Origin of the sequence: Pedobacter aquatilis (genome assembly GCF_032678405.1) — a bacterium.
Taxonomy (GTDB): domain Bacteria; phylum Bacteroidota; class Bacteroidia; order Sphingobacteriales; family Sphingobacteriaceae; genus Pedobacter; species Pedobacter aquatilis_A.
In genome coordinates, this window is the sequence record NZ_JAVTSJ010000004.1 from 105,589 (window position 1) to 124,153 (window position 18,565).

Genomic DNA, 18,565 nt, shown 5'->3' on the forward strand with positions numbered 1-18,565 from the left:
TCAAACCTTTTATTTCATCAGCAATAATCCGATGTCTTTAGCTTATCTTTGCAAAAATTTCAATATTTCTGTACAGTGATTAATGTAAACAACATCTCGGTTTCGTTTGGAGGAACCACCCTATTTAGCGACGTAACCTTTTCAATAAACGAGAGCGATAAAATTGCCTTAATGGGTAAAAATGGTGCAGGTAAATCCACCATTCTGAAAATTATTGCCGATGTTTCGAAACCAACAACAGGAAATGTAACAGGACCGAAAGAGGCGGTAATTGCCTACTTACCTCAGCATTTGCTTACGCAAGATAAAGTTACTGTTTTCGAGGAAACGATGAAAGCCTTTGAAGAGGTGAACCAGATGCAAAAAGAGCTTGATGAGCTTAATGAGCAGCTTACCATCCGTACGGATTACGACAGCGACGATTATATGAAACTAATTGAACGCGTATCGGAGTTAAGTGAAAAATTTTATTCTATTGAGGAGGTTAATTACGATGCTGAGGTAGAAAAAGTATTGAAAGGTTTAGGTTTCGAACGTAAAGATTTTACACGTCAGACTTCAGAATTTTCTGGCGGATGGCGTATGCGTATCGAGCTGGCAAAAATCCTTTTAAAAAAACCAGATTTGATTTTACTCGATGAGCCTACCAACCACATGGACATCGAGAGTATACAATGGCTCGAAGATTTTTTGGTTAACTCTGCAAAGGCGGTGATGGTTATTTCTCACGACCGTGCTTTTGTTGATAATATTACCAACCGTACCATTGAAGTTACCATGGGAAGGATTTATGATTACAAAGCCAAATACAGCCATTACCTCCAATTACGTACCGACCGCCGCGTACACCAGTTAAAAGCTTATGAGGAACAGCAACGCTTTATTACTGATAACCAGGAGTTTATCGATAGGTTCAGGGGGACGTATTCAAAAACACTTCAGGTGCAATCTCGTGTAAAAATGCTCGAGAAACTGGAGATTATCGAAATTGATGAAGTAGATACTTCGGCATTAAGATTGAAATTTCCGCCTTCTCCACGTTCAGGACAATACCCTGTAATGGTAGAAGAACTTACCAAAACTTATGGCGACCATACTGTTTTTGAAAAAGCTTCGATGGTAATAGAACGGGGAGAAAAGGTAGCTTTTGTAGGTAAAAACGGTGAAGGTAAATCAACAATGATTAAAGCCATCATGGGCGAGATAGAATTCGAGGGTGGCTTGAAAGTCGGTCATAATGCGAAAATCGGCTACTTTGCACAAAATCAGGCTGCATTACTTGATGAGAGTTTAACAGTATTCGAAACCATAGACCAGATTCCATTAAGCGACAATACCATTAAAATTAAAGATTTACTTGGTGCGTTTATGTTCAGTGGTGATGACACAACTAAAAAAGTTAAGGTGCTTTCAGGCGGCGAGAAAACCCGTTTGGCCATGATTAAACTTTTGCTTGAACCGGTAAATGTATTAATCCTCGATGAGCCTACCAATCACCTTGATATGAAAACCAAGGATATCATTAAAGATGCGCTTAAAGATTTTGATGGAACACTTATTTTGGTGTCGCACGACAGGGATTTCCTTGACGGGCTTGTTCAAAAAGTATTCGAATTTGGAAATAAACGCGTTCGCGAACATTTCGAAGATATCAAAGGGTTTTTAGCTTACAAGAAGATGGATAGCTTAAAAGAAATCGAGCAGAACTAGGTAGTTCTGATGAGTTAAGAATACCTTTTCTAAGAGAAATTATCAGTGGGTAATCACGCCGCTGATAATTTTTTATAATCCCGCTACGAACAATTACAGGCTATTATTGTATTATTATTCAAATAGTATTTGATAATGAACAATAGTGCTAATCCGGCGCAGCCCGAAAAAAATCTTGTTGCTACTGAGCAAAAGCTCAATGCACTTCTCGAGGCTACTGCTGATGTAATCTATCGCATGAGTGCCGATTGGTCCCACATGTATGATTTGGAAGGGAAAGGCATTTTATCTGATACGCAGAATACCATAACAGATTGGCGCACAAAGTACGTTCACCCCAGCGATTACGATAAAGTTGAGAAGGTGATGAAAGAGGCAATAGCTGAAAAGAAAAATTTTCAGCTCGAGCACCGGGTTTTGAAAACAGATGGAACAATCGGCTGGACCTTTTCCAGAGCAATTCCAATTATGGATGAAAAGGGTGAAATTTTGGAATGGTTTGGTTTAGCTACTGACACAACTGATTCCAGAAAAATTCTGGAAAACCTCGAATCTTATAAACAGGAAATTGAAAGGCAGAAAAGGCTTATCGATGCGATAGCGAATTCAACGCCCGATTTAATGTATGTTTTTGATCTGAATTACAAGTTCATATATGCCAATCAGGCGCTTTTAACCATGTGGGGTAAAACCTGGGAAACTGCCATAGGTAAAGGGTTATTGGATAATGGTTACGAACCCTGGCACGCAGAAATGCATCACAGGGAAATAGACCAGGTAAGGGCAACTAAGCAACCCATAAGAGGGGAAGTATCTTTTCCACATGCCGTATTGGGCAAAAGGATTTACGATTATATTTTTACCCCGGTTATTGATGAACAGGGAAATGTTGAAGCCATAGCAGGAACCACACGCGATATTACCGAAATTAAAAGAAGTGAACAGCGTAAAAATGATTTTATGGGTATGGTTAGTCACGAGCTTAAAACGCCATTAACTGCATTATCAGGTTACCTTGATCTGCTAAATTTAACGGCTGGAAATAACGCTGATGCTTTAGCAGGTAAGGCCGTGCAGCAGTCCATTAAGCAAACCAAAAAAATGAGCAGCATGATTAATGGCTTTTTACATCTTTCCAGTCTGGAAACAGGAAAGTCTTATACTGTGAAAAAACATTTTAATGTTGATGAGTTCATTGCCGAAATTGAAGAAGAAAGCAAACTGCTCTATTCAACACATTCACTAGTATTTGAACATGTTCCTGATATTGATGTTTTTGCCGATAAGGAAAAAATTGGTCAGGTAATTGCTAATTTTATCAGTAATGGCGTAAAATATTCGCCATTGGGCACTACAATCACGATTTCTTCCCGGATAGAGAAAGATATGTTTTATTTGAGTGTGAAAGACGAGGGGATGGGCATAGCACAGGAAGACATTCCTAAACTTTTCGAACGTTTTTACCGTGTACAAGCTGATAACCTTATTGCCGGACTAGGGATAGGTCTTTACATCAGCAAAGAAATCATATCCGATCATCGCGGTGAAATCGGTGTGTTAAGTGAGCTTGGCGCAGGAAGCACATTCTGGTTTTCACTACCGCTTACTTTTGCTGCACCATAGATTAAACTTGTTCAGCTAGAGCAACCTCAGCAAATTTAATATCCGCTTGGTTCTTCTTTCTCAATGCACTACGTACTAACCATAAGAATGCAGAAACCAATACAATAAAAATAATGTAACTAATAGAAAGCGTTTTCTGATCAACGATATTGATGCTGCTTGTTACAATAAAACTAGCCGCGGAAAACACCAGGTAAGAGCCGCCACTGGCCACACCGCTAGCTGTTGCAGCGTATTGCGGAAATCGGGTTACACAATAGGTAAAATAACCATTATAGGTAAAGCCCTGAAAAAGGTGTATGGCAACAACAAAGAGCATCATCGATAGCAGGGTGAAATATAAACCACCTACTATATACATGGCTATAGCTAACACCAGCTGAATTGTATTTGCTGTAACAAGTTTCGTGTACAGGGGTTTATTAATCAATCGTTTTCCGATTAAACCACCTGCAAAAATTGCTGCACCCGAGAATAAAGCACAATTACCGCTAACTATTGGCGAAGCATTGAAAGTATGTTCAACAATAAAGGGAATACTCATGCCAAAAGCCATCACCATGCTGTAACTGAAACCCAAAACAACTAATCCTAAGCTAAAATCATTTGCCGTTAACATGGTTTTGTATGCCTGCCAGATACTTTGATAATGGAAGCGCATTCGTTCTTTAATGGTTTCGCCACCATATATCAATTCTAAAATCAGCATAATGAAACCGTATGCCGCAAGAAAATAAAAGTTAGATCGCCAACCGAAGCTTGCCTGTAAAAAACCGCCGGCAAATGGCGCAACAATAGGCGCAGTAGACCACACCACAGTGAGTAAACTCGTATAATGCTTTCTTTTTTCTCCACTGTAAACATCAATAATAAAGGCTCGTCGCGATAACATAACCAACGAAATACTAATTCCCTGAATAAACCGAAGTAATAAAATCAAGGGAATATTCGATGTTAAACCAACTGCAATACAGCTTAATGAAAAAGTGGCAAGTGAAATAAGGTTAATTCTGTAACGCCCATAACTATCAATCAGGCTTCCCATTAACAATTGTGAAAGGCCATAACTAATCAGGTAAATTGTCATGGTTAATTTAACATTTGCCGGGCTGGTATGTAAATCGTTTACCATTTCCGGAAATGATGGTATGTAAACATCAATAGCAAATCCCGAAATAGGAATCAGCGCAAATGCTAAAATCGTACAAATCCATTCGTTTTCTTTCTTTAAATACCTTGTGCTTTCCATATTATCGACGATGTGCTTAGCTAATTTCCATTGATCTGTGGACTTACTCATTTTTGAAAATAAAAGCCCTTGAATTGCGTGCAAACTTCAATAATTTAAAAGGATTATAAGTCCGGGAAGTGTAAAATAGATAGATAAATGGGGATGGCTATAATAAGAAAAGCTACCTATCCGGATAGCTTTTCAAACAACAAAACAAATAGTGATAAAGATTTATAACGCAGTAGCCTTTAACGGGTGATGAGCCTATATAGATTACCTCAGGTACCGATATTAGCTGAATTTGAATTTTTCAATTGATCTTCGTTATCAGTTTTTATTTCTTCAGAAGTAAAATTATCAGGTTTTATTTCAGGGTTTTCATAGTCGCTCAGCTTTTCAGCGCCGCAATTTCCATGTATCCTGAAAAAATCGGTTATAGAAGGATAATCAAAGTGAGCAGACATCTTTCAAATAAATTAGGTAATCAATTCTCCTTCAAATCAATTAGTATTTCCGTTAAATACCAATCAATTATCTGACGTCACGGGCGGACTCGAACCGCCGTAATAGGTTTTGCAGACCTTCACCTAACCACTCGGCCACATGACATTATGTATCCTGGCTATTGGATAGGCGAATATATAAAAATATTATATATAATCTATAGGTATAGTGGATTAAATTTTAATTTTATTATAATTATTTACGATTTCATATCGAGCCACCCTGTACGAGTTTAGACTGATCGGTAATTGTTTGTACAAATGAACTGCCCGATATGCAACGCATCATCCGGTTAAAGGCTAATTTGCCAAGGTTGTATCCACTTGTTTCCGCATAGGTTATTTCGGGGTAGAAGAGTAGAGGAATCATGCCGTCACTGATACTGATTACGCCCAAATCATTCGGTAACTGTAAACCTCTTCTTTGTATAGCTTTCATTGTTCCGGCTAAAATTTCATCGCTCATACAGAAAACAGCAAACTTTTTTCCTTCAAATTCCGGCATTAATTTGAGGGTTAATTCTTCTGCTTCCTGTGAACTTGCGGCATGAACGGTTTTTAATTTTATCGCTTTATCACTTTCAAATAGGACTTCATTGAATTTTTTATGCCTTGCCTGTGTAATCGACATATTTTTATCACCAAAAATTCCGATGATATTTTTAAAGCCTTTTTTTAAAAGTTCGTTTGCCGCTAATGTAGCAGCATGTTCATCGCCAACACAAATCTTGTTGCACGATTCATATTCTGGGACTTTATCAAAAAAGATAACCGGAATGCCATGTGTATCTAATTTTAAAAAGGGTGCTATATCAGTTGTTTCTGATGTTATTGCTATAAATATTCCTGAAACCCGTTTATGGCGACAACTTTTTAATATGCCTTGTTCAATTTTGGGGTCGTTTGACGATCTGTAAATAATTACCGAGTAGCCATAATCCCTGGCATCTTCCTCAATGGCACTTATAAAAGAATGATAAAAAAAATTGGAGAGGCTTGGCACGACTACAGCAAACTCCTTACTGCTATGTGTCCTCAAATTTACAGCATAAGGATTAGGATCATATTCCAGTAGTTCGGAAAGCTCATTTATTTTCTTCTTGGTTTCCTCCGAAATATCAGGATGATTTTTCAGTGCCCTCGAAACTGTTGATATACTCACATTTAATTTTTCGGCAATCTTTTTTAAAGTGGGGCTTTGTCTCACGGTTTTGATATTTGGTTACTCAAATATAAGTTTTCCACAGCAAACATTTTCGCAAATGTTACCGCAAACGTTTGCGGTGTAAAAATAGGTAAATGCATAGTTTTTAGTCGATTATAAACTTATCTTCATATTGTAATTAAAAGCTGATTATAATTTGATAAAGCATTTCAGCATTAATTAAAACTAACCAAATATCAAAAATTGCCCCCAAGGCAATTAAACACTGCATTTAAAAATGATATGAGCACCCTAACTCGAATTATAATTTTATGTTTAGTGGTGGCTTCCTTTGGAAGTTATGCGCAACAGCCGGAACAAAAGAATGCTCTAAAACACCCTTTGTCCAAGCAACAGTGGTGGAAAGAAGCAGTTGTTTATCAACTTTATCCGCGAAGCTTTAAAGATAGCGATGGTGATGGTGTTGGCGATTTGAAAGGCATCATTTCTAAATTGGACTACCTTAAAAGCTTAGGCATTGATGCCGTTTGGCTTAATCCGATTTTTTCGTCTCCTAATGATGATAATGGCTATGATATAAGCGATTACCGGAACATTATGAAAGAATTTGGCACCATGCAGGATTTCGACGAATTACTCGCGGGATTACACAAAAGGAAAATCAAGCTTGTTTTAGATATGGTGCTTAATCACAGCAGTGATGAACACGAGTGGTTTAAGCAGGCAAAATCTTCGCGTACTAACCCTTATCATAATTATTATCATTGGTGGCCCGAGGAGCAGGGAAAGCCAACGCCGAGGTACAGTTTTTTTGATGTAAATAATGATGCCTGGAAATATGAGCCAACCACGAAATCTTATTACCTCCACTATTTTTCGCAAAAACAACCGGATTTAAACTGGGAAAATGAAAAACTGCGGAATGAAATTTATGATATGATGAAATTCTGGCTGGATAAAGGAATTGACGGTTTAAGAATGGATGCATTTCAATATGTTTCGAAAGATACTACCTGGAAAAAATATCCTGAAGGCTACGAGAAAAACATTATCAAATATTACGGCATGGGACCAAATCTCCATAATTATTTGAAGGAGATGAATAAAACCGTGATCAGCAAGTATAACATCATGACGGTAGCTGAAGGGGCCGGGAGCACTTTAGAAGACGCACATGCCCTGGTTGACGAAGATAGATATGAGTTGAATATGGCTTATCATTTTGAGATAATGGATGTCGGGAACGATCCCGCAGGCTACAAGTTAACCGATTTAAAAAAGGCCTTTACAAAGTGGGACAATTCATTTGCCAGTAAAGGATGGCTTGCAATTTTTCTAGGGAATCATGATGTACCACGAATGGTAAGTAAATATGGGAACGATAGCCCAAAACTTAGAAGTTACTCTTCCAAATTGCTCACAACGCTAATTATGACCATGCGAGGGACACCTTTCTATTTTAATGGCGATGAACTGGGTATGTCGAATATTAAGTTTAATAACATTGAAGATTACCGTGACATTGCAACAATTAATGCATATAAAAATGCGATTGCTAAAGGGGAGGATATGCAAGCTTTCATGAATAAGCAGAAATTTATTTCCAGGGATAACACTAGGACACCTTTTCAGTGGAATACTTCATTAAATGCTGGATTTACTACCGGAACTCCATGGATAAAGGTGAACCCGAATTATAAGGAGGTAAATGTTGCTACAGAAGAGAAAAATCCTGATAGTGAACTTTCTTATTTTAAGAAGATTGTTGCATTAAGAAAAAAATCTCCTGTTTTGATTTATGGTGCTTATAAGGTTTTCGATATTGAAAATCCGGATGTGTACTGTTATACCCGAAGTTATGGAAATGAGAAAGTACTGGTGTTGCTAAATTTTTCAGGTAAAGTAATAAAATATAATGTTAATAAAGCGGTAAGCATGAATTCAGCTAAGGTGCTGATTAATAATTATGCACAAGCCCAGATTAATGGTAATAGTGTTCAACTGCTTCCTTGCCAGGCAATAGTTTACAAACTTAATTAAGCTGATATGATCGTTGCACAGGCAGAAAAAAACAATAATATTTCATCAGCAGTAAAATTAAACTTCGGGTCGATAATTGCCATGAACCTGGGTTTTTTTGGTATCCAGTACAGCTTTGGGTTACAGCAAACCAATATGACACCCATTTATTCTTACCTGGGTGCAAATGCAGATCAGATTCCATTGCTTAATCTGGCAGGGCCGATGACAGGTTTAATTATTCAGCCAATAATTGGTGCAATGAGCGATAAAACCACAAGTAGGTTTGGAAGAAGAAGACCATATTTTTTAATCGGTGCAATTATTTGCAGCATTTGCTTATTCGCCATGCCTTACAGCAGTTCCATATGGATGGCTGCAGGTATTTTGTGGATTTTAGATGCCGGGAATAACATCACTATGGAACCTTACAGAGCGTTTGTAAGTGATAAACTTCCGTCAGACCAACACGCCCTCGGGTTTTTAACACAAAGTTTTTTTACCGGCTTGGGGATAACGCTTGCAAATTTAACACCAGGCATATTAATTGCTGCTGGTTTACTCGGCATTCATTCCAGAAGCGCAAACAACATACCCTATACAACATACGCTGCTTTTTTTATTGGTGGTTTAGTATCAATTGGTTCGATAATGTACAGTTGTTTAACCACCAAAGAAACACCTTTAACTGAAATTGAAATACAAAAGATTAAAGCTATGCCAGGAGGTGTAGGCAGTATTTTAAAAGATATTGTTGAAGCGTTTAAAGTAATGCCGGTAACGATGAAGAAATTAGGATTTGTTTATCTGTTTAACTGGTATGGAATGTTCATCTACTGGCAATTTATAACACTTTGTCTGGCGAAAACAATTTACAATACCAGTAACGCCGCATCAGATGGTTTTGCTTCTGCTCAACTGCTTACCGGAACTATAAATGGTGGTTACAATGTAGTTACTTTTCTGGCAGCATTCCCCCTTGCTTTTTTTGCCCGTAAAATAACCGCCAGAAAAGTTCACTTAGTTAGCCTTTTAATAGGTGGTTTAGGTTTGGTCTGCCTGCCGTTAATTCATAATCAGGTATTGCTGTTTATTCCGGTAATTGGTTTGGGGATCGCTTGGGCGAGCATGATGGGTACACCTTATGCAATGCTTGCAGGGAGTATCCCAAAAGCCAAAACAGGAATTTTCATGGGAATATTAAACATGTTTATCGTACTGCCTATGCTGCTTGAAACCATTACATTCAAATACGTTTACAAATATTTATTAGCTCACAAACCTGAAAACGCTATCGCATTTGCCGGAGTATTAATTACCGTTGCTGGTCTTATGGTGTTGTTAATCAGGAAAAAAGATAGCGTTTTAGAAATCTGATGATGATAGATTCGAAATCATATAGCAATGCGTTAAACCTGTTACACCAGGCATCAACACCTTTTGGATTTGTTGCGGCTGTGCAGGAACATGATAACTACAAGCGTGTATGGACGAGGGATGGCGTAATTACATCGATAGCCGCAATGCTAAGCGGTGATGAGCTATTGATTAAAACTGCAAAGAGAACTTTAGATACCTTATTCAACAACCAGCATACCAGTGGCTTTATGCCTTCAAATGTTTCGCCTGAAGATGGTAAAGTGAGTTATGGTGGTACAACTGGAAGAGCCGATAATCCGTCGTGGGCAGTTATAGGCATTTCGGTATATACACTTTTAACAGATGATTATACACTTTGGGATAAATTTACCTCGGAAATTGTTAAATGCTTATCCATACTTGATGCCTGGGAATTTAACGGCAAACATTTAATATACGTCCCGCAAAGCGGGGATTGGGCTGATGAGTATATTCAGCATGGTTATATATTATTCGACCAGTTGCTTCGTATCTGGGCATTAAAACTTGCTTCAACTTTATCAGGGAATAAAACCTGGGAGGAAAAGGCTTCAGCAATTACAGGAGTTGTCAGAAATAATTATTGGAAATCTGAAAAAAATGATCAGCTATATGCATCAAACTTGTCACATCAGTTAAAGAGTGCTTCCGATAAATATTGGCTAATGGGTTTTAATCCCTCGAGAATTTATAACTATTTTGATTTGCAGGCTAACACTTTTAGTCTTTTGCTTCGAATCGGGAATGAAGAACAGGATGCCACCATCTTAAATACCATTAAAGAACTTTACGATTCAAAAAACAGTCTTATACCTTCATTTTATCCAACAATTGGAAATGAAGATTTAGATATGAACGAGTTGTTGAACAATTATGCATATACTTTCAGAAATCAGCCAGGATACTTTCATAATGGCGGTTTATGGCCTGTATGGAATGGCTGGCTGGTTAGTGCATTAAAAAAACATAATAAAATTGAATTAGCAGCACAATTAACGCAAACCATTCATCAATCAAATACAAATTTATTTAATGAATGCCTTAATGGTGACAGTAATGTTCCTTGTGGCGTACCAAATTGCACATGGAGTGCTGCCGGGGCGGTAATTGCCGAACAATCGCTTTTAAACAGTTCATTCGATAAACTTTTTAAATTTTAATAAAGATGGAAACAAGCCTGATAGATAAAAAAGTTTTAATAATTGGAGAGCTATTGGCTGATGTAATATCGGAAACAGATATAACATCACTTGGTTCTCCTTCAACATTCAGGATTAGCCAGGGTGGAAGCTCAGCAAATCTTTGTGCAAATCTAAAATGGCTTGGAGCAAATACTGAGCTTGTTGCAACCGTAGGTAGCGATAACCTGGGCGAGTTTTTATTAAAAGAATTAAGAAATGTCGGACTGTCGGATGCAAATATTGGCCGGTCTGCTTGCAGGCAAACCAGTATCATTTTAGTTGGTAAAAATGCTGAAACACCTGATTTTATTCCTTACCGTAGTGCTGATATGGCCATTAAGAGAATAGATGATACATTAATTGCTTCCTGTGAAGTTATCCATACAACTGCTTTCGCCTTAAGTAAAGAACCGGCCCGAAGTAATATTCTGAATGCTTTAGTGACTGCACATCAAATGGGTAAAACAGTATCTGTCGACTGGAATTTTGCACCATCTATCTGGCAGGAAGACGATGGAAAAGATATCTTCAGAAAACTTTGCAGGCTCAATCCCCTGCTTAAGATTAGTGTCGACGATGTGGAGCGTTTCGCAGAAGATACCGTAAATATTGAGCAGGCTATTGAGTGGTTAGATAGGTTGAATATCAGGAGAATATGCTTAACTTGTGGTAAAGAAGGGGTTTGGTTTAAAGCACAAAATGGCGCATGGAAACATAAACCTGCGCTTGAAGTTGAGACCGTTGCTGGTGTAACAGGTGCAGGAGATGCTTTCTGGTCGGGTTTTCTATTTCACTTTATAAACAATTATACTTTGGAAGCCTGCGTAGATAAGGCTCTTGGAGTTGCTAAACTTAAAATTGAAAAGCCTTATCCGCTTTATAAATCCTAATCATCTATTATTAATAACATAAACCAACAAAACTATGAACCACACACCACCTTAAGTAAACTTACTTTAAATCAAAAAAACTAAATTTTTCTAACCAATTAAATCAAAATTATTATGAACATTACTCTACCAGGCAATTTGTCTGTTTTACCCCTAAAACAGAAATTGTATTCTCTGGAGAAACTTATTGTTTTGAGTTTCTTCATGGTCTTTTTAAGCACGGCGGCCTTCGCCCAGACAGTAGTAAAAGGTACAATTTTAGATAGTGATAAAATACCATTGGCCGGAGCCACATTACAGGTTGCCGGAACCAGTACAAAAACACAAAGTGATGCAGATGGAAAGTACCAGATTACTGTTCCATCACCAACATCAAAACTGATTGTAAGCTTCGTAGGTTTCGAAACTCAAACGGTTAGTGTAAATAATCAATCTTTACTAAACATTACCCTAACCTCATTAAATAATCTTGATGCAGTTGTTGTGGTTGGTTATGCTTCAGTTAAGAAAAATGATTTAACCGGTGCTGCTACAACGGTTTCAGCAAAAGATTTCAACAAAGGCCCTTTAAATGCGCCAGACCAGTTAATCCAAGGTAAGGTAGCTGGTGTGCAAATGATTAACAACAGTGGTCAGCCTGGAGGTGCCTCAACAGTTAGAATCAGGGGTAACTCGGCTATTACCGGTACAGGACAACCCCTGTATGTTGTTGACGGAGTTGCACTTGACGGTCGTTCGGCAAGACCTTCTACCAGTGCAGGTATTGGAACTGCACCAGACGGAAACCCGTTAAACTTTATTAATCCAGCGGATATCGAATCGATGGAGATTCTGAAAGATGCATCGGCTACTGCCATTTATGGTTCTCGTGCTGCTTATGGTGTGGTTTTAATCACAACAAAAAGAGGTAAATCAGGTGAAACTAAAATTGATTTAAGCGCATCTGCAGGTGTAAGCAATATTGCAAGAAGAGTAGATGTGCTTTCAGGTGATGAGTACCGTGCAGCTTTACAAAAATATGGCCTTACCAGTGGTAATTTTGGTACAAGTGTAGATGCACTAGATGCGATTACCAGAACCGCTTACAACCAGAATTATTCGGTAGGTATAAGTGGTGGTGCAAATGGTAATACTTTCCGTGCTTCACTTGGTTACCAAGATCAACAAGGTATTATTAAAACAACTGATTTTAAAAAATACAGTGCAGGCTTTAATGGGAATTTCAAATTCCTTGAAAGTAAAAAACTAGGCCTTGATATTAACATGATCAGCAACCAGTACCTGGAAAAAATTGCTCCTATTACTACTGATGCTGGTTTTACAGGTAGTTTAATCAGTCAGGCGCTATCGTGGAATCCAACACAATCTTTTTATAAATCTGATGGAAGCTTGTTTATTGATTATGGTTCAACAACGATTAATCCAATGGCTGCCCTTGCTGCTAATAACGATAAAGCAAAAGTTTCGACAATTTTAGGAAGTGTTTCACCTTACTATAAAATTACGCCATGGTTAGAATACCGTATGCTGGCAAGTGTGAACTACAGTACAGGTATCAGAAGAGCATCTACAAGAAGTTTCTTGAATCTTCAAGGTATTCAACCCTCAGGAAGCTTTTTAGGCGGTTACGCGAGTTATTCTAACAATGAGTTAATTACACAACAATTCACCAATACCTTAAATTTTAATAAAGAAATTGTAAGCAAATTAAACTTAAATGCTGTAATAGGTTACGAGTATTCAAATTTTATAAGCAAAGGAACCACAAATACAGCAACAGGTTTTGGTGATATAGATGCTGATTATACAGATGCATTTCAGGTAACAGCTCCGGCAAACCGTACGTTTTCGGCATTTAATAATCCAACAACTGAATTACAATCCTATTTTGCGAGAGCAATTTTCAACTATGACAACAGATACATTTTAACGGCAACATTCAGGGCTGATGGTTCTACAAAATTTGGTAAGTCTAACCGTTACGGTTATTTCCCATCTTTTGCAGCTGCGTGGGATATCAAACGAGAAAGTTTTATGTCTAACACCGAATGGATTGATCAGTTGAAACTTAGGGTAGGTTATGGTAAAACAGGTAACCAGGATTTTCCTTCTGGTTCTGCACAGCAACGCTATGATTTCGGAAATTCTAACGGTTCTCCAACTCTAGTTGCAATTAATAATGCCAATCCAAACCTTAAATGGCAATCTGATGTACAAACAAACGTTGGTGTGGATTTTGGCTTCATGAAGAACAGACTTACGGGATCAATCGATTACTTCCATAAAGAAACCAACGATTTATTGTTTCCACAAATTTCATTTGTACCTGCAGTTGGAGGAAATGTTCCAACTTGGGTAAACTTACCTGGCCAAATTATTAATAAAGGTTTGGAATTAACCTTAAACGGCAACATTGTTGAAACAGATAATATTTCATGGTCATTAGGAGGTAATGCAACTTTTATCAAAAACAAAGTTCAAAACATTACCGGAGTTATTAAAACAGGTTCTTTAAATGGCCAGGGTTTGAGTGGCGTAACTACCGAAGTTATTCAAAATGGCTTACCGCTTTTTGCCATGGTTACCCGTCAGTATAATGGTTTGGATGCCAATGGTTTCTCTATTTACACCGATGATGGTTTTACCAATTATTATGTTGGTAATCCGAACCCGAAAGTGATAATGGGTATAAGTACCAATTTCAGGTATAAAAAGTTATCGTTTACTGCCAATTTTAATGGTGCATTTGGCCAAAGCATTTACAACAATACGGCAAACTCAGTGTTGGCTATTTCTAACTTAGGTACAAGAAATATTTCTTCAGCATTAGTGAATTTACCTGTTGCAGAATCTTTGGCAAATCCAATTGCGGCATCATCAAGATACATTGAAAAAGGAGATTACCTTAAACTGGCAAATGCCACATTGAACTACAATTTTGGTAATGTTGGTAAATCAATTAAATCACTTAACATTTACGTAAACGGACAGAATCTTTTCGTGATTACAAAATACACAGGTTTCGATCCTGAGGTTAATGTAAATAAAAGTGTAAGTGGTGTTCCATCTGCAGGGATAGATTATACAGCTTATCCAACTGCCAGGACATTCAATTTCGGTGTTAATTTTTCTCTATAATTTTTAATAATACAGATATGAAAAATAAATATATTATCGGTTTTGCTGTGGTAGCCTTAAGTTTTTCGGGTTGTACCAAGCTTGATGAAAACCTGAACGGACAGGTGAGCAGTGCTGGCGTAAGTGGTGGCAATGTTGGAAGTTTACTAAGTGCATCTTATGCAGCAATGATAGGTCCTTACCAGGCACCATGGAATTGGGCAGCTCTGCAGGAAGTAACTTCAGATGAAATTATTGTTCCAACCCGTGCCGGTGACTGGGATGATAATGGCGCCTGGCGTGCGTTACACTTACATAAATGGGCACCCGATCATTCAAGAATTTCTGATGTTTTCAGGGACTTAAATAGTATTTCCTATGTATCAACAAGTGTTTTAGGCGCAAGCCCTAGTGCGAGTCAGGCAGCACAGGCACGTTTCTTACGTGCTTTTGCCCAGTTTTCTATTCTTGATGGATGGGGACAGGTTCCTTACAGAGATCCTGGTGAAGATGTAACTAAACCATCACGTGTGAGAAATGCTACTGATGAAGTTGCTTATCTGATAAGTGAATTAAACGCGATCATTCCTGATTTACCATCAGGACCTGCTTATACTGCAAACAAGAATGCAGCTAAAACACTCTTAATGAAAGTTTATCTGAATAAAGGAGCATTCATAAATCGAAATGCGCCTACATTCGATGCTGCGGATATGGCTAAAGTGATATCTTTAGCTGATGAAATCGCTACTGGCGGCTATGTTTTGCAAGCAAATTACTTTGATAATTTTGCACCAACAAATGATGTTTTGTCAAAAGAGAACATTTTCACTGCTCAAAATATTGGTGGCTCATCAGGTAGCGATTTAGATGGCCAGTGGAAGTGCACAACACATTATAATCAAAATCCAAACGGCTATAATGGCTTCTCTTCATTGTCTAATTTTTATGCCAAATTTGAAGCTTCAGATACTAGAAGAGGTGGCAGCTATGCTGGTCAGACTAATGTTTCAGGTATAAGGGTGGGCTTTTTGGTTGGTCAGCAGGTTGACCAGAATGGTGTAGCTTTAAAAGACAGAAAAGGAAATCCATTAGCTTTTACACCAGAGGTATCCATAATTGAGCGTGATCCAAACCACCTTGAAGTTGCTGGCATCAGGGTTATTAAATATCCGATTGATTATGCCAATTCTGGTTCAAGAAAACCTGAAAATGACTGGGTTTACTTCCGTTATTCTGATGTATTGTTAATGAAAGCAGAAGCACAGCTAAGAACATCACTTACTGCACAGGCACTCACCTTAGTTAATTCGATAAGAACGGTTAGAGGGGCATCTGCCTTAACCAGTTTAACATTAGATGTGCTGTTGGATGAACGTGGTCGTGAATTATATTGGGAAAGCTTCAGGAGGCAGGATTTAATTCGTTTTGGTAAATTTCTTGCTGCATGGCAGGAAAAACCAGCCAGCGAAGCTAAATATTTACTTTTCCCAATTCCAGATAACCAATTAGGTAATCCAAACCTTATTCAAAATCCGGGATACTAATCTTCATAAATAAAATAAGAGGCTGTAATTGTTATCATTTGTTTAGATCGATAACGATTCGGCCTCTTGTTTATTAAATGGCTTCTTTCTTTCTACAAAGCTAATTTCTATGAAAAATAATATACTCTTTATCCTGTTATCTATATTTTCATTTGGTGCAAAAGCGCAAGACCCATGGAAAATAAATGCACCCAAAATCGATCCGAATAAATATTTTGGTATCACTGCAGCAAATGGGATTATTGGAATTGTCTCTTCTCCACAACCGTTTAAAGTTAAAAATGTTGTACTTGCAGGTACGTACGATACTTACGGACGCGGGCGGGTAAGTAATTTTTTAAACGGCTTCAATTTGCTCAATATGTACATCGAAATTGATGGTAGAAGACTCGACGAGCAGAATACCGGCAATTTGGAACAACAGCTCGATATGAAACATGCGGCGTTTACCACTCAATTGCAATATGGTAAAAAGGCCGATATTAAATATACCTATTATGCACTTCGCCATTTGCCGTTCACGGTATTAATGGATGTTACTATTATGGCAAAGGAGGACCTCAAATTAACAGCTGCAAGTGTTATGGAAACACCAGATGCACTTCGCGACGTTGAAAACTATTATAATGAAATAGATCGGCCACATGTAACCTTAAGCTTGCTTACCTCAACGGCGAAAAGCCCAACAGGGAAACTGCAGCTCTGCGCCTCAAATAGTTTTTTATTTCCAGAACAACATGGTAGCGAGCCGAAAATTATCCACGAAATGTGGGATAACAATAGCCACCTGATGAAGTTTAGCAAAACATTAAAAGCAGGAGAAAGCTATACCTATTCGGTTATCGGTAGTACAATAAGTTCGGCGCAACATGCCGACCCTTTGAATGAGGCTGAAAGAATGACAATTTTTGCCAAACTCGAAGGACATGACAGATTGGTTAAGTACCATGATGCAGCCTGGGATGAACTTTGGAAATCGGATATAATAATTGATGGTGACCCACAGGCACAACAGGATGTACGGAGCATGTTGTATCACCTGACATCATTTTCCCGTGCCGGAACTTCTTATTCGTTGTCGCCAATGGGTTTATCAGGTTTAGGTTATAACGGACACGTTTTCTGGGATACCGATATCTGGATGTTCCCTGCTTTACTGGTATTGCATCCTGATATTGCTAAATCACTTATCGAGTATCGGTTTCAGCGTTTAGATGCTGCAAGGCGTAACGCATTTTCGCATGGTTTTAAAGGCGCTATGTATCCTTGGGAGAGTGCCGATACAGGTGTGGAAGAAACGCCGGTTTGGGCTTTGAGCGGACCCTTCGAACACCATATAACTGCAGATGTTGCGCTTGCTGCATGGAATTACTATTGCGTAACGCAGGATAAAACCTGGCTTAAGGAAAAAGGATGGCCAATTTTATCGCAAACTGCCGATTTTTGGGCGAGCAGGGTAGAGCGGAATGGTCCAAATCAGTTTGATATAAAAAATGTTGTAGCTGCAGATGAGTGGGCGGAAAATGTAGATAATAATGCCTTTACCAATGCAGCAGCAAAATTAAACCTGAAAAATGCAAACCTTGCAGCAGCAGTTTTAGGCTTGCCGCAAAACAAAGACTGGGATTTAGTTGAAAAAAATATTCCTGTGCTGGTATTTTCCGATGGTGTAACCAAAGAACATGAAAGTTATAAAGGTGAAGGTATTAAGCAGGCCGATGTAAATCTGCTGGCTTATCCTTTAAAAAGCATCACAGATAAAAATCAGATTGTAAAAGACCTTGCTTATTATGAAACCAGAATTCCGGATGAAGGAACACCAGCAATGACACATGCGATTTTTGCACTGCTCTATGCAAGAACGGGTAATGCAGATAAAGCTTACCAATATTTTAACGAGGCTTACCAACCAAATTTAAACCCTCCTTTCAGGGTTATAGCCGAAACCAAAGGTGGTACTAATCCCTATTTTGCTACAGGTGCCGGTGGTGTTTTACAAAGTGTATTAATGGGTTTTGGTGGTTTGGATATCACAAGTAAGGGAATCGTACAGGTTCCAACTGTTTTACCATCTAAATGGAAATCGGTAAAAATTACCGATGTAGGTGTTGAAAAGAAAACTTTTTTGGTTCTAAATAAAAACTAACTGCAAATTATATAATTGAGTTTGCCGAAAATTCA

The 18,565-nt window shown here is 38.2% G+C and carries 12 protein-coding genes and 1 tRNA gene; 9 read left to right on the forward strand and 4 right to left on the reverse strand.

The features are described 5' to 3' along the window. Window positions 1-75: 75 nt before the first annotated feature. Both R2R71_RS12055 and R2R71_RS12060 read left to right on the forward strand, forming a co-directional pair. Complete coding sequence (locus R2R71_RS12055; protein ID WP_316831523.1) at window positions 76-1,710, forward strand: ABC-F family ATP-binding cassette domain-containing protein; 1,635 nt, start codon at window positions 76-78, stop codon at window positions 1,708-1,710. 135 nt (window positions 1,711-1,845) lie between these two features. Next, window positions 1,846-3,333: an ATP-binding protein gene (locus R2R71_RS12060; protein ID WP_316831524.1), complete on the forward strand. Its 1,488-nt coding sequence runs from the start codon at window positions 1,846-1,848 to the stop codon at window positions 3,331-3,333. A gap of 1 nt (window position 3,334) precedes the next feature. On the opposite strand, the gene R2R71_RS12065 is transcribed toward R2R71_RS12060, so the two are convergent. From R2R71_RS12065 to R2R71_RS12080, 4 genes are all read right to left on the reverse strand, one after another. Beyond that, window positions 3,335-4,633 (reverse strand): MFS transporter, encoded by a 1,299-nt coding sequence (locus tag R2R71_RS12065; protein ID WP_316831525.1) that lies wholly within the window; start codon window positions 4,631-4,633, stop codon window positions 3,335-3,337. Window positions 4,634-4,842: 209 nt separating this feature from the next. Continuing rightward, the gene (locus tag R2R71_RS12070) at window positions 4,843-5,028 is read right to left on the reverse strand and encodes a hypothetical protein (RefSeq protein WP_316831526.1); all 186 of its coding nucleotides are present in this window, start codon (window positions 5,026-5,028) and stop codon (window positions 4,843-4,845) included. A gap of 74 nt (window positions 5,029-5,102) precedes the next feature. Next, a tRNA-Cys gene (locus R2R71_RS12075) sits at window positions 5,103-5,173 on the reverse strand. Between the two features lie 102 nt (window positions 5,174-5,275). After that, window positions 5,276-6,274, reverse strand: coding sequence for a LacI family DNA-binding transcriptional regulator (locus R2R71_RS12080; RefSeq protein WP_316831527.1), 999 nt, complete (start codon window positions 6,272-6,274; stop codon window positions 5,276-5,278). A gap of 240 nt (window positions 6,275-6,514) precedes the next feature. Between R2R71_RS12080 and R2R71_RS12085 the strand changes: the two genes are divergently transcribed. The 7 genes from R2R71_RS12085 to R2R71_RS12115 all read left to right on the forward strand — a co-directional run bounded on the left by R2R71_RS12085 (window position 6,515) and on the right by R2R71_RS12115 (window position 18,530). Further along, entirely contained in the window at window positions 6,515-8,272 is a 1,758-nt protein-coding gene (locus tag R2R71_RS12085; RefSeq protein ID WP_316831528.1) for an alpha-glucosidase, read from the forward strand. Between the two features lie 6 nt (window positions 8,273-8,278). Next, window positions 8,279-9,628: an MFS transporter gene (locus R2R71_RS12090; protein ID WP_316831529.1), complete on the forward strand. Its 1,350-nt coding sequence runs from the start codon at window positions 8,279-8,281 to the stop codon at window positions 9,626-9,628. After that, complete coding sequence (locus R2R71_RS12095) at window positions 9,628-10,809, forward strand: glycoside hydrolase 100 family protein (protein WP_316831530.1); 1,182 nt, start codon at window positions 9,628-9,630, stop codon at window positions 10,807-10,809. The genes R2R71_RS12090 and R2R71_RS12095 overlap by 1 nt, the downstream gene beginning before the upstream one ends. A 5-nt stretch (window positions 10,810-10,814) precedes the next feature. Continuing rightward, entirely contained in the window at window positions 10,815-11,720 is a 906-nt protein-coding gene (locus R2R71_RS12100; RefSeq protein ID WP_316831531.1) for a carbohydrate kinase family protein, read from the forward strand. A gap of 114 nt (window positions 11,721-11,834) precedes the next feature. Further along, on the forward strand, window positions 11,835-14,858 hold the full coding sequence (locus tag R2R71_RS12105; RefSeq protein WP_316831532.1) for a SusC/RagA family TonB-linked outer membrane protein: 3,024 nt from the start codon (window positions 11,835-11,837) through the stop codon (window positions 14,856-14,858). 17 nt (window positions 14,859-14,875) lie between these two features. Then, a complete protein-coding gene (locus R2R71_RS12110) occupies window positions 14,876-16,384 on the forward strand; it encodes a RagB/SusD family nutrient uptake outer membrane protein (RefSeq protein WP_316831533.1) in 1,509 nt (502 codons plus the stop codon). A 109-nt stretch (window positions 16,385-16,493) separates the two neighbouring features. Beyond that, entirely contained in the window at window positions 16,494-18,530 is a 2,037-nt protein-coding gene (locus tag R2R71_RS12115) for a glycoside hydrolase family 65 protein (RefSeq protein WP_316831534.1), read from the forward strand. Window positions 18,531-18,565 lie beyond the last annotated feature (35 nt).

Coding starts and splice junctions, on each gene's coding strand:
- R2R71_RS12110 (WP_316831533.1), top strand. CDS start 14,876: ATGAAAAATAAATATATTATCGGTTTTGCTGTGGTAGCCTTAAGTTTT.
- R2R71_RS12100 (WP_316831531.1), top strand. CDS start 10,815: ATGGAAACAAGCCTGATAGATAAAAAAGTTTTAATAATTGGAGAGCTA.
- R2R71_RS12060 (WP_316831524.1), top strand. CDS start 1,846: ATGAACAATAGTGCTAATCCGGCGCAGCCCGAAAAAAATCTTGTTGCT.
- R2R71_RS12085 (WP_316831528.1), top strand. CDS start 6,515: ATGAGCACCCTAACTCGAATTATAATTTTATGTTTAGTGGTGGCTTCC.
- R2R71_RS12095 (WP_316831530.1), top strand. CDS start 9,628: ATGATGATAGATTCGAAATCATATAGCAATGCGTTAAACCTGTTACAC.
- R2R71_RS12090 (WP_316831529.1), top strand. CDS start 8,279: ATGATCGTTGCACAGGCAGAAAAAAACAATAATATTTCATCAGCAGTA.
- R2R71_RS12065 (WP_316831525.1), bottom strand. CDS start 4,633: ATGAGTAAGTCCACAGATCAATGGAAATTAGCTAAGCACATCGTCGAT.
- R2R71_RS12115 (WP_316831534.1), top strand. CDS start 16,494: ATGAAAAATAATATACTCTTTATCCTGTTATCTATATTTTCATTTGGT.
- R2R71_RS12105 (WP_316831532.1), top strand. CDS start 11,835: ATGAACATTACTCTACCAGGCAATTTGTCTGTTTTACCCCTAAAACAG.
- R2R71_RS12070 (WP_316831526.1), bottom strand. CDS start 5,028: ATGTCTGCTCACTTTGATTATCCTTCTATAACCGATTTTTTCAGGATA.